This window comes from Acinetobacter sp. XS-4, assembly GCF_023920705.1.
In the GTDB taxonomy this organism is placed as follows: Bacteria; Pseudomonadota; Gammaproteobacteria; order Pseudomonadales; family Moraxellaceae; genus Acinetobacter.
Genome location: NZ_CP094657.1, coordinates 846,904 through 860,100, shown reverse-complemented (window position 1 = coordinate 860,100; position 13,197 = coordinate 846,904). Strand labels below are relative to the sequence as shown.

The following is a 13,197-nucleotide window of genomic DNA, read 5'->3' as shown; positions in this document are numbered from 1 at the left end:
ATCGGTGGCGGGATTTTTTCATTTTTTTTAACTGTGTTTTCTCAAATTAAGAGGGACCAAAATGCAACGCTATCCAATGACCCCTGAAGGTAAAATTGCCTTAGAGAAAGAATTACAACATTTAAAATCTGTTGAACGTCCACGTATTATTCAAGCTATTGCAGAAGCACGTGAACATGGTGACTTAAAGGAAAATGCTGAATATCATGCTGCGCGTGAACAGCAAGGTTTCTGTGAAGGTCGTATTCAGGATATCGAAGGTAAATTAGGCGCTGCTCAAGAAATTGATGTTAAAACACTTGAGCAAAATGGCCGTGTTGTTTTTGGTGTAACAGTAACAATTGAAAATCTTGATACTGAAGAACGTAAAACTTATAAAATTGTTGGCGATGATGAAGCAGATTTTAAAATTAATAAAATCTCGGTGAACTCACCAATCGCACGTGGTCTTTTGAGTAAAAGTGAAGGCGATGAAGTAAAAATCGTGACTCCTCAAGGCGAAGTCGAATATGAAATCGTAAGTGTAGAATATCTATAAGATAATGCACAACTAGCCCCTCTTTATGAGGGGTTTTTATTCAATACCATCGATATATTTTTGGGAAGTCACACATGGATAACTCTTTAATTAACACTCCAGTTCGTCATTGGTGTGAGTTTGAATTTATCCATAAAACTGTTAAAAACCCCAATATCCATATCAGTGGTCATTATTCTTATTATTCAGCCTATTGGGACCAAGGTTTTGAACGTTGTGTTGTACGTTATTTACATGACAAAGCCTCAACACCTGATAAACCAATTGATCAACTTCATATTGGTAATTTTGTTTGCTTTGGCGCTGAATGCGTCATCATGATGGGTGGCAATCAACTTCATAGACCAGACTGGATTTCGACTTTCCCTTTTGATACCCGCAGCTTTTTAACAGCTGGTGATACTGTAATTGCCGATGGATGCTGGATTGGTAGCCGTGCAATGATTATGCAAGGGGTCAAACTTGGTGAAGGTGCAGTGGTTGCAACCGGAGCTGTGGTAACTAAAAATGTTCCACCCTATGCAATTGTAGGTGGCGTGCCTGCGAAAATTATTAAATATCGTTTTCCTCAAGAACAAATCGATAAACTGCTTGCTTTAAAACTATATGATTTGGATGAGAAGAAAATTTTGAAAATACGTGAGTATTTACAAACTGAAGATATAGATGCTTTATCTACACATGTAGAAAATTTGCGGAATCTATAAAAAATATATCTGCAAAAATTTGTTGTTATAAACTCACAAATGATTACGTGCTTGAATTTAAATCGTCAAAAAATAAGTATAAAGTATTGAATAAATAAGCATCATTACAATAAGGAAAATACTCATGTTATATCAGCATATTCTTGTACCAATTGACGGTTCTGAAACTTCTATTATTGCCATGAAAGAGGCAATCAAACTGGGTAAAGCGTTAAATAGCAAAATTACGGTTGTGCAAGTTATGGCTCTTGATCCGTTTATTGCTGACGCCTATGTAAAAACTGGTCAAACGAATGAGTTAATTGAACGCACACGAACCTATTTACTCGATATTTTAGAACACGCAAAACAAGAATTTGCCAATCAAGGCATTACTGTCGAAACCAAACTACTTGAAGGTTTTGTTGTACATGAAGAGATTATTCAGGCTGCTCAAGACTTAAATGCAGATCTGATTGTTATGGGTTCTCATGGCCGTACAGGGGTCCGAAAACTTGTACTTGGTAGTGTTGCACAAAAAGTCTTAGGCGAAAGTCATATTCCTGTTTTAATTGTTCGATAATTTCCATCTTGCCTATTTTGTTAATTCTAATAATTTAGGCAATGATTTTAAAAAAATAGTCTTTTTAGATCCTTTAAGGCTGCCAAGCAAATTGCTTTAAGTTTACTTTGCCATTTAATAAATAGATTCCTTCTGCTTCTAGCTTTAACTGTTGAACATTTTCACCCTTTTCATTAAATTTACTTAGGCTAATTTTTCCTTGAGAATTAATAACTCGATACCAAGGGACTTGATGATCCGCTTCAAGATGTTTCAAAACATAGCCCACTAATCTGGCATGTTTAGGTAACCCTGCCATACGAGCCACTTGCCCATAAGTTGCGACTTTTCCGTAAGGAATCAAAGCAATGACTTCTAAAATCTGCCGATGTAGTTCATACTGAGTTATCAAAATGGACTCCAGAAAAATTGACATAATTTATATCATATAAAAAAATTTGACTAAAACTAAATGCAATCCAAGGTGGCTTGAGGGAAATCTGCATGAAAAAAACATTATTAGTAGTTACTGGGACTTTACTTTGCGCTTCTTGTACGACTCGCCCTCCTATTCCTTCAGGAGAAGCACCCAAAGTATCTACAGGTAGCCGTCCTGTCGTTCCTGTCACTTTCGTTTTTACCACTAACTCTCCAGAAGCTACAAAGTTTGATAATCACCAGCAGATGCGTAAAGAAATCAAAATATTAAATAAATATTATGTAGATGATAAAAATAATAAGATTTTTAAGTTCAAATTACACCGTTATATCTCTTACGAAGAGTTTTCAAAATTACATTGCGATTTAAAACAACAGATCAATCAGCCCTACCCGATCTCTACTGAAACTATTCCTGCCAGTGTAAACACCTGTTTTCCTAAACGGACGGCCAGCAAGGAAGTCATCGTTTTTATTTATGATGCGTATTCGACCAAATGGAAATTTGAAGATGTAACAAGTAGAGCATTTCGTAATAATGGTAAACCTTTTGTTTTATTAGACTGGAATCGCCTAAATTATAATATTCAGGCTGGTAGCGTACATGAAATGGGACATGTGTTTGGGCTCAAACACGTTTGTGCACCGAATGCTACAAAACGCACGCCAACTAACATCATGGCGAGTGCTGAATGTAAACGTGGCAGCGGTGGACTTAGAAATTTAGGTTTTACACCAATCCAACTTCAAACAATTTTAGAAAATTACCAACGTTATCCATAAAGATTTTAAAAACTCATTTCGAGATAAAAACCTAAATCATCTTGTGCTGCGTAATAATTTTCTGGGGCCAGTAATGAAGTCATATAATTGCTAGCCTTTGAAAAGTCTTCCTCATTGACTGAGTACGGTTGCCAAAATGTTTTCAAATTATTGGTGTAGATCGGATATAAACGTAGGCAATCTTTTGACAAATCTAGCCGAGCAATACATCCATACGGCAAAGCATTTTGCTCTGTATATTCACCATTGCTATTAAAAACTGCATTGCCAATACCAAATATTACAGGCTTCTGATTAATCACTTTAATCGGTTGGATGGTATGAGCTCCATGACCGACAATAAGATCAGCACCAGCTTGAGTCAGAATATCAGCAAGCTTGTTTTGCTCTTTTGTAATTGGCTTAAAATCGATGCCCCAATGACAAATAACAATAATTTTGTGCTCAGGGTGATTCAGTTTATAGCGAGCAATTTGATCAAGCAAAACTCCATTTAGACATGCAACTCCACTCTTATAGCCCAAGGCATAAAAATCATAATCTAGATAAGCTGTATCTCTGTGCCAATAGCCGTTAAAAATAGCGTAATGCTTGTTATTAAAAGTGATTTCAAAATAGTTATGAGCATCTTTTTGATTTGAGCCTGCACCAATATAAGAAATATTGGCCCGATCAAATTGTTGTAATGTATAAATTAACCCATTATCGCCATAGTCTTTTAAATGGTTATTTGCAAGTACAACATGGTTAAGGTGAATATTTTTGAACTCTGCTAATGTTTTTTCAGCCTTAGCTTTAAGAATAAATGGCTTTTTATGTACTAAAGGAGATTGATTTTCTAAAGAGAATACCGCTTCAAAGTTAGCGATATTTACGTCATTTTCACCTAAAAAAGCTTTTATTTTCTCAAATGAATAGCCATATCCATATTGTTGTAGAGCATCTGTTTGCCCTCTAGCCTTACGTTTTTCGGTGTAAATTTCCCCAAAGTAGGTATCTCCTAAAATATTGATAATTCCACTTGGAGCTAAGCAAACTTTAGGGCTTACAGTCTGTGCTTGAAAACCATGATAATAAGGAATTAAGTGCTCAGCACGATGAATATCATCTAAAAAAGAAAAGAAACCGATAGTCTGGTTTTCCTCAAAGAACGTCAAATAAATTTTTCTAAATGAATTAGAAAGATATAAGACCTCTATTACATTCTGTGCCATTAAGGAGGTATGAGGAAGATAAGACTTTCCTTTAAAATTCAGCTCTTTTATAAAGAATATTTTTCTGATTTCAGCCGGATAGGTATAAATATTTTTAACTAATAAAAACAAATGTTTTAACTGGTTTTGTGTACTTTCTTTTTTTAAATTTAGATTATAGGTAGCAGCTCTTTTTGACAAAATTAAATGGGCTTGCTCATGTGTACCACAGAGCATATTGCTTAAAGCATTCTTCACATCTGCTGCTTGGGTGAAAATTAGCAACTGCAATAGTTCAATGAAGGTGTAATGTTCCGAGGGTTTTAAGCCTAGATTTTGCTGACCTAATTGCTCAGATAGGTGTTCAGGGACAACATAGTCATCTTGAGCTTGTACATTTTTTTGCTGAAATTGCTCTAATGCGTAGTCGATTAGCAGTAGTGTTGAAATATCATCGTCAAATTCGAATTGCCATAAAGCTTCATCGAAACTTGTCGTATCGATATGTGCTAATAACTTGATTTCAACGGGTTGATACTTCATGGCTCGTCACCTTTGTAATCTTTTACGTAGGCGATGTAACCCGATAAGTTATGTTCTTGGTCATCAATCCTTACTCGAAAACGGTCATGACGAATATAAAATGCATGTAAAATTTTATCTGGCCGAGCCATATACATCGCCATTTCTGGATAAAAAAATCCTGTAGTTTGAAAATCAGCTCGAAACTCAATTAGCTTTTGAAGCTCAGGCATATACGCCTGCTCAAAAAGTGCTGTACGCCCCTGCTCTTTTAAACGGTTTACCATTTTATAGGCAGCCATTAGCATTTCTAATAAAGTTGCATATGTTGTTTTTCGATTTTTAATAAAAATAAAATGTTTTAAATAATTATTTAAACCAAAAATAAAATATTTATCTTCAGGGCATATTTTAGTGAGTTCATTTGTACAATAACTTAACCAATGATCATGATATTTTTCATATCTCTTCTCAATAAAACATTCAAACATTAACTTAACGGTTTCTAATAATCTATAATCTTGGTTAATTTGATATAAACGCAATAATGCTAAAGCAGCTTCACCATCATAATAAATAATTCTAAATTTTTCTTTTAAATCATAATCTGGATAATTTAATACATGAGTTGTTGAGCCATTTGAATCTATTAATTTTAAAATACCATTTGCGAGTTTCTCTGCATATTTTTGATAATCACTTTTCTGAGTAATTTCTTGATATTTAGTTAACATTAAAATGGCAGCGGCATTGGCACCTAATTTGATTTCGGACTCCCCTTCTTTACCATCAATCATAAAGGCTGTTTCTGAGTCTTTTTCTTTATAAAAGTTGGTCAGTGCATAGTGAATAGCAGCAAGTATTTTGGGCCAATATTCAGGCTTGCTCTGCACTTCAAATGTTTCTAGCAAAGCATACACTGAGGTACAGTGACGTACCGTATTGTAGTTCCGAATGTCACGATCATAGGCAGAAAAATAGCCATAAATAAATTTGCCATTTTCTTGAATCTGGTCATGCAGAAATGCCGAATTTTGTTCAATTAGATGCTGAAAATGCTGTTTTTTATTGCTTGTAATGCCTCTAATTCCGTTCACATCATAGCGACTAGCTAAATTAATAAACTGGCCATTTTCATAAAATGCTGCGTAGGTATCAAAAGTCCAAATGTCTTGCAGCTCTTGTAATTTAATCTGTGGTTTTGGAGCGTTATATTTTTGCTTAATTGCATAATTCAGGTTTGTTTCATCAAAAAAGTTGGGTTTGTCATAGCTCAAACCTCGAATAATTGCTTTTCCATAAATCTCTTGTTCGAGAAAAGCCACTGAACAGTGTTCACCAAATCCAATGCCTTTACGGTAGTGGTTATTGTGAAATTGATGATGGACCTGCTGCTCTACTTCTTTCCAAACTTGTTTCGTTAAGTTATATGCCACATCAATTTTTATATAATCAGCAAGTGGTTGCTGTGTAAACTGGTCATTAATAAAATCTAATAGTTGTTTTTTAGCCTGCTCTAAATTTGTTTTCTCACTGTGCCAGACACCACATCTTTGGTCTTTAGGACCATAAGATAAAAATAAAATAATATCCTGTTTAAGACTCGGAACGTGCTGAACAACTTGCTCTAACCAAAGGTTCAGTTGTCTTTGGAAGTTTAAAAATGCCGTCACTCGAATTTAGTCCCTATTCGTTAATTGTTGTTCTATAAAATTTTCGATACATCATAGCACGGACAAGCTAAAAGCTAGATTAACGTATTGTTTAAACATAAAAAAAGAGCCCGAAGGCTCTTTTTTTTATTTGGTTAATTATCTATTAATAGATAATTTGACCATTAGCGAGTAACTCTGCCTCAGTAGTAGTAACACCTTGTAAAACCAACAGATTCGTAAAGTTATTTGAAGGTAGAATCACCCCAGTTAACCCATCACGGTCAATTTGAATTGTTGTATTACCACCGCTTACAACGACATTGATATATTGTCCAATAGTAAGGTCTGTTTGAGCTCCATCGAGTAATCCTCTGATATCAATCAGATCAGCTTGCTGGTCTGTAGCAACATTACCCACATGGAAGTTAGTCCAAGTATCTACGCCATTACCACCTGTATTACCACCATTACCTATAGCAACGTTGTTTAACACATGATAAATGAGAGTATCTGAACCAGCTCCAATCGTGCCAGAGTCCGTATCAAACGTGTCATTCGCTGATGTGCTAATTACATGAGTATTGTAATCAGAAGTAGTCAGGTTAACCGTCAATGATGATAAAGACTCGTCGCCATTCGCTGCCACTAACTTATAGTTAATGGTATCGGTTGGATTCGTTAATGTTAACGATGACGTATTGGCACGGTAATCATAATCACCATTCGAATTGATCACAAATGTACCATTCGCAGTAGTGATAGATTGTCCAGTAGCCTCAACATACACACCAGGGCTCGTTTCAACATAGAGTTTGACACCATCAGCAGTAAAGATACCAGTATCTGCAACCCCACCTATTGTGTCACCATGAACAATGTTTCCATGAATCCAATCAGATGAGTAATTGTTCAAGTGCGTTGTAGTAGTCGTTACTTGGGTATCCAACGTGGTTACACCAAGTGTTATCGCTGTCAACGTATATTGAACACGGTATGTACCTGCTTCTAAGTGCAGAACAGAATCTTGGAAAGCTACCGTTCCGAGACTAATACCACCTACACTCGCAAGTGCTGTCGCTGAACCAGTATAAGTAGTATCAACCCACACTCCACCAACAAATTGCTGAACTACATAGCTCACTGTTGGTAGTGCACTTAACAATGGTTGGTTAGCATAAGTTGCTGCTACCTGTACATCTACTAATTCTCCAGCCCCAACGGTGAAAGTATTAGAAATTACAGAAGTCGAACCAATCAAGTTGATTGATATGTTCGGACTCGCAACATCAACAGGTGTATCAGTTGAGTTGCTAAAGTCAACCGTTGCAACAGCTTGGTCTGCATTGGCAACGATTTGGGTCGTACCATCCGTTCCAGGACTAGCAGTATTCCAAGTAATGCTGACATCAGGTGATCCAATCTGTATGTGCAATACCGCTGTACTAGTACCACCTGATACAGGATCAGTAATGGTGTAAGTGAAGCTATCTACTTTGCCAATGTTTGCAGCATTAGCAATTGGTGTATAGCTATATGAACCATTTGCAGAGATGGTAAGTGTTCCATAAGCACCGGTTACTAATGTTGAAGAACCGATAGGTGTTAATATCGCACCTACTTGTTCACCAATCACTGTAGATACTACAGTAGTTCCAGTAATTGTATCTGGCACATATGAAGAACCATATATAGTTGAATCATCATCAGTAAGCACATTACCGCTCACTGTTGCTGCACTATATGTAGGTACTACTGTGTGATTATAGTCATCACGAACTACACTCATTGTTCCTAACAATCCTACACCCACACCGGTATAGACCATAAACGCTCTATAAGAACCACTTGCCAAGTCTGTGATAGTCGCACCGAATCCATTACCACCGAGTATTCCGACGTTAATTAATCCCGTACTAGCATCACCTGCAACATTCTGCCACGAACCATCTGGTGCTTGTTTTTGTAAGACAATTTTGTAGTCGTTAAGCAAAGATAAACTTAGTAAAGCACCATAGCTAATCGTTGCATCTGAAGTATGTCCAGCAGCAATACTGAAGCTCACACTTGGGGTACCTAGAAGCGATACGTTGAGACCCTCGGTTACGCCTATCAATGCTAGATAGGTTGCAGAACCAGCATTAATACCCGTTGTAGTTAATGGAACAATATCAATTGCCACACTATCTACATTGTCATGTGCAGTAATTGTTGGCACAAGAACAAGACCAGCTAGGTTGGCACCTGTACCTAAGTTACCTGCAAGGTCAGTATAAGTGTTATTTGCAACACTCAGGCTAGGTGCTATTGCACTGCCATCTTGAGTGAAGGTTGCTGTCCAGGTTACACCACCATCCGCTGTGGTCAAGCCAGTAAGCGTACCACCTGCCAAGGTCACATCTGTTGCATCAAAGCCAGTCACTGCTTCGCTGAACGTGAAGGTTACTGTGGTGCTTTCACCTAAAGACAGGTTGAGGTCGCTGGCACTGATCGCAAGTGTTGGTGCAACAATATCTGCCACTAAACCAGCCAATGCCGCACCAGTACCTAAGTTACCTGCAAGGTCACTATAAGTATTATTTGCAACAGTGATACTCGGTGCTGTCGCACTGCCATCTTGAGTGAAGGTCGCTGTCCAGGTCACACCACCATCGGTAGTTGCCAAGCCAGTAAGCGTACCACCTGCCAAGCTTACATCGGTTGCATCAAAGCCAGTTACTGCTTCACTGAACGTGAAGGTTACTGTGGTGCTTTCACCAAGAGCCAGATTCAGGTCAGTTGCACTGATCGCAAGCGTCGGTGCTACTAGATCTGAAGTCAAGCCAGCAAGGTTCGCGCCAGTACCAAGGTTACCTGCAAGATCCGTATAGGTGTTATCCGCCACACTGATGCTCGGTGCTGTCGCACTGCCATCTTGAGTGAAGGTCGCTGTCCAGGTCACACCACCATCTGCTGTGGTCAAGCCAGTAAGCGTACCACCTGCCAAGGTCACATCGGTTGCATCAAAGCCAGTTACTGCTTCACTGAACGTGAAGGTTACTGTGGTGCTTTCACCAAGAGCCAGATTCAGGTCAGTTGCACTGATCGCAAGCGTCGGTGCTACTAGATCTGAAGTCAAGCCAGCAAGGTTCGCGCCAGTACCAAGGTTACCTGCAAGATCCGTATAGGTGTTATCCGCCACACTGATGCTCGGTGCTGTCGCACTGCCATCTTGAGTGAAGGTCGCTGTCCAGGTCACACCACCATCTGCTGTGGTCAAGCCAGTAAGCGTACCACCTGCCAAGGTCACATCGGTTGCATCAAAGCCAGTTACTGCTTCACTGAACGTGAAGGTTACTGTGGTGCTTTCACCAAGAGCCAGATTCAGGTCAGTTGCACTGATCGCAAGCGTCGGTGCTACTAGATCTGAAGTCAAGCCAGCAAGGTTCGCGCCAGTACCAAGGTTACCTGCAAGATCCGTATAGGTGTTATCCGCCACACTGATGCTCGGTGCTGTCGCACTGCCATCTTGAGTGAAGGTCGCTGTCCAGGTCACACCACCATCTGCTGTGGTTAAGCCAGTAAGCGTACCACCTGCCAAGGTCACATCGGTTGCATCAAAGCCAGTTACTGCTTCACTGAACGTGAAGGTTACTGTGGTGCTTTCACCAAGAGCCAGATTCAGGTCAGTTGCACTGATCGCAAGCGTCGGTGCCACCACATCTGAAGTCAAACCAGCAAGGTTCGCGCCAGTACCTAAGTTACCTGCAAGATCCGTATAGGTGTTATCCGCCACACTGATGCTCGGTGCTGTCGCACTGCCATCTTGAGTGAAGGTCGCTGTCCAGGTCACACCTCCATCTGCTGTGGTCAAGCCAGTAAGCGTACCACCTGCCAAGGTCACATCGGTTGCATCAAAGCCAGTCACTGCTTCACTGAACGTGAAGGTTACTGTAGTGCTTTCACCAAGAGCCAGATTCAGGTCAGTTGCACTGATCGCAAGCGTCGGTGCTACTAGATCTGAAGTCAAGCCAGCAAGGTTCGCGCCAGTACCAAGGTTACCTGCAAGATCCGTATAGGTGTTATCCGCCACACTGATGCTCGGTGCTGTCGCACTGCCATCTTGAGTGAAGGTTGCTGTCCAAGTTACACCACCATCTGCTGTGGTTAAGCCACTAAGCGTACCACCTGCCAAGGTCACATCTGTTGCATCAAAGCCAGTCACTGCTTCACTGAACGTGAAGGTTACTGTGGTGCTTTCACCAAGAGCCAGATTCAGGTCAGTTGCACTGATCGCAAGCGTCGGTGCTACTAGATCTGAAGTCAAGCCAGCAAGGTTCGCGCCAGTACCTAAGTTACCTGCAAGATCCGTATAGGTGTTATCCGCCACACTGATGCTCGGTGCTGTCGCACTGCCATCTTGAGTGAAGGTCGCTGTCCAGGTTACACCACCATCTGCTGTGGTCAAGCCACTAAGCGTACCACCTGCCAAGGTCACATCGGTTGCATCAAAGCCAGTTACTGCTTCACTGAACGTGAAGGTTACTGTGGTGCTTTCACCAAGAGCCAGATTCAGGTCAGTTGCACTAATCGCAAGCGTCGGTGCTACTAGATCTGAAGTCAAGCCAGCAAGGTTCGCGCCAGTACCAAGGTTACCTGCAAGATCCGTATAGGTGTTATCCGCCACACTGATGCTCGGTGCTGTCGCACTGCCATCTTGAGTGAAGGTCGCTGTCCAGGTCACACCACCATCTGCTGTGGTCAAGCCACTAAGCGTACCACCTGCCAAGGTCACATCTGTTGCATCAAAGCCAGTCACTGCTTCACTGAACGTGAAGGTTACTGTGGTGCTTTCACCAAGAGCCAGATTCAAGTCAGTTGCACTAATCGCAAGCGTCGGTGCTACTAGATCTGAAGTCAAGCCAGCAAGGTTCGCACCAGTACCTAAGTTACCTGCAAGATCCGTATAGGTATTATCCGCCACACTAATGCTCGGTGCTGTTGCACTGCCATCTTGAGTGAAGGTCGCTGTCCAAGTTACGCCGCCATCTGCTGTGATTAAGCCAGTAAGCGTACCACCTGCCAAGGTCACATCGGTTGCATCAAAGCCAGTTACTGCTTCACTGAACGTGAAGGTTACTGTGGTACTTTCACCAAGAGCCAGATTCAGGTCTGTTGCACTAATCGCAAGCGTCGGTGGAACAATGTCTACAACAAAACCATCTGTACCATCGAGTACATCACCTGTACCCAGGTTACCAGCAATATCTGTGTAAGTATTATCAGCCACGGTAATGCTTGGTGCTGTGCCTGTACCATCTGGCGTGAACACTGCAGTCCAGGTGATGTTGTCCGTTGTCGTCAATGCACCTAATGTACCGCCAACCAGGGTAATATCTGTTGCATCAAAGCCTGCCACTGCCTCACTGAATGTGAAGCTAATATTCGCTGTTTCACCAGCTGCAAGTGCAAGGTCATCTGCTGTAATCGCAAGCGTTGGTGGTACAACATCTACAACGAAACCATCAGTACCATCAAGCACGTCACCTGTACCCAAGTTACCTGCAATATCTGTGTAGGTATTATCAGCCACGGTAATGCTTGGTGCTGTGCCTGTACCATCTGGCGTGAACACTGCTGTCCAAGTGATGTTATCCGTGGTCGTCAATGCACCTAAGGTACCACCCACTAAGGTGATATCGGTTGCATCAAAGCCTGCCACTGCTTCACTGAACGTGAAGGTGATGTTCGCTGTTTCACCGGCTGCAAGAGCTAGATCATCAGCCGTAATTGCAAGTGTTGGAGGAACGATGTCTACAACAAAGCCGTCTGTACCATCGAGTACATCGCCTGTACCCGGGTTGCCCACTGTATCGGTGTAGCTACCATCAGCCACAGTAATGCTTGGTGCTGTGCCTGTGCCATCTGGCGTAAACACTGCTGTCCAGGTGATGTTGTCTGTGGTCGTCAATGCACCTAAGGTACCGCCCACCAAGGTGATATCGGTTGCATCAAAGCCTGCCACTGCTTCACTGAACGTGAAGGTGATGTTCGCTGTTTCGCCTGCCGCAAGTGCAAGGTCATCCGCGCTAATCGCAAGCGTTGGTGCGGTTGCATCAACCGTCACTGTACCTGTCGCTGGTGTTGAAACGTTACCTGCCACATCCGTTGCAGTCACGCTTACGGTGTGCGGGCCATCTGCCAACACTGGAAGTGTATTGTCTGCAAGGGTCCAGGTACCGTCACCATTGTTGGTCGCAGCGTAGTCAATACCATCGACAGTCACCACCACAGTCGCAGCAGCATCATCGATCGTACCGCTCAATGCAGGTGTGGTGTCATTGGTCGACGCATCTGTGAAGCCCACAACCGGTGCAACAAGGTCAACGATAAAGCCGTCTGTACCATCGAGTACATCGCCTGTACCCGGGTTGCCCACTGTATCGGTGTAGCTACCATCAGCCACAGTAATGCTTGGTGCTGTGCCTGTGCCATCTGGCGTAAACACTGCTGTCCAGGTGATGTTGTCTGTGGTCGTCAATGCACCTAAGGTACCGCCGACTAAGGTGATATCGGTTGCATCAAAGCCTGCCACTGCTTCACTGAACGTGAAGGTGATGTTCGCTGTTTCGCCTGCCGCAAGTGCAAGGTCATCCGCGCTAATCGCAAGCGTTGGTGCGGTTGCATCAACCGTCACTGTACCTGTCGCTGGTGTTGAAACGTTACCTGCCACATCCGTTGCAGTCACGCTTACGGTGTGCGGGCCATCTGCCAACACTGGAAGTGTATTGTCTGCAAGGGTCCAGGTACCGTCACCATTGTTGGTCGCAGCGTAGTCAATACC

At 41.8% G+C, this 13,197-nt stretch carries 8 protein-coding genes (1 of these 8 only partly in view); 4 read left to right on the top strand and 4 right to left on the bottom strand.

The window, feature by feature from the left end:
• Positions 1–61 precede the first annotated feature (61 nt).
• The 3 genes from greA to MMY79_RS04050 all read left to right on the top strand — a co-directional run bounded on the left by greA (position 62) and on the right by MMY79_RS04050 (position 1,807).
• The gene (gene greA / locus MMY79_RS04060; RefSeq protein WP_005307940.1) at positions 62–538 is read left to right on the top strand and encodes a transcription elongation factor GreA; all 477 of its coding nucleotides are present in this window, start codon (positions 62–64) and stop codon (positions 536–538) included.
• 74 nt (positions 539–612) lie between these two features.
• Positions 613–1,245 carry a CatB-related O-acetyltransferase gene (locus MMY79_RS04055; protein ID WP_252612192.1) on the top strand — a complete coding sequence of 211 codons (633 nt, stop codon included), beginning with the start codon at positions 613–615 and terminating at the stop codon, positions 1,243–1,245.
• A gap of 124 nt (positions 1,246–1,369) precedes the next feature.
• A complete protein-coding gene (locus MMY79_RS04050; protein WP_252612190.1) occupies positions 1,370–1,807 on the top strand; it encodes a universal stress protein in 438 nt (145 codons plus the stop codon).
• A gap of 73 nt (positions 1,808–1,880) precedes the next feature.
• Here the strand turns inward: MMY79_RS04050 and MMY79_RS04045 are convergent, their stop codons facing one another.
• Entirely contained in the window at positions 1,881–2,210 is a 330-nt protein-coding gene (locus MMY79_RS04045; RefSeq protein WP_252613429.1) for an MGMT family protein, read from the bottom strand.
• Between the two features lie 80 nt (positions 2,211–2,290).
• Between MMY79_RS04045 and MMY79_RS04040 the strand changes: the two genes are divergently transcribed.
• Positions 2,291–3,007, top strand: coding sequence for a metalloprotease (locus MMY79_RS04040; RefSeq protein WP_252612188.1), 717 nt, complete (start codon positions 2,291–2,293; stop codon positions 3,005–3,007).
• Between the two features lie 5 nt (positions 3,008–3,012).
• Here the strand turns inward: MMY79_RS04040 and MMY79_RS04035 are convergent, their stop codons facing one another.
• The 3 genes from MMY79_RS04035 to MMY79_RS04025 form a co-directional block, all read right to left on the bottom strand.
• A complete protein-coding gene (locus tag MMY79_RS04035) occupies positions 3,013–4,743 on the bottom strand; it encodes a CapA family protein (RefSeq protein ID WP_252612186.1) in 1,731 nt (576 codons plus the stop codon).
• Positions 4,740–6,395, bottom strand: a complete 1,656-nt coding sequence (locus MMY79_RS04030; RefSeq protein WP_252612185.1) for a poly alpha-glucosyltransferase — start codon at positions 6,393–6,395, stop codon at positions 4,740–4,742. The genes MMY79_RS04035 and MMY79_RS04030 overlap by 4 nt, the downstream gene beginning before the upstream one ends.
• A 145-nt stretch (positions 6,396–6,540) precedes the next feature.
• Positions 6,541–13,197, bottom strand: partial view of a BapA/Bap/LapF family large adhesin gene (locus MMY79_RS04025; RefSeq protein WP_252612184.1) — the 3' portion only. Its footprint extends 3,513 nt past the window's final position; only the last 6,657 of its 10,170 coding nucleotides appear in the window; its start codon lies off the right edge, out of view — the gene reads right to left on this strand; the stop codon is at positions 6,541–6,543.

Excerpts from the sequence above, each read along its gene's own strand:
- greA (WP_005307940.1), top strand. The coding sequence starts at position 62 with ATGCAACGCTATCCAATGACCCCTGAAGGTAAAATTGCCTTAGAGAAA.
- MMY79_RS04055 (WP_252612192.1), top strand. The coding sequence starts at position 613 with ATGGATAACTCTTTAATTAACACTCCAGTTCGTCATTGGTGTGAGTTT.
- MMY79_RS04050 (WP_252612190.1), top strand. The coding sequence starts at position 1,370 with ATGTTATATCAGCATATTCTTGTACCAATTGACGGTTCTGAAACTTCT.
- MMY79_RS04040 (WP_252612188.1), top strand. The coding sequence starts at position 2,291 with ATGAAAAAAACATTATTAGTAGTTACTGGGACTTTACTTTGCGCTTCT.
- MMY79_RS04035 (WP_252612186.1), bottom strand. The coding sequence starts at position 4,743 with ATGAAGTATCAACCCGTTGAAATCAAGTTATTAGCACATATCGATACG.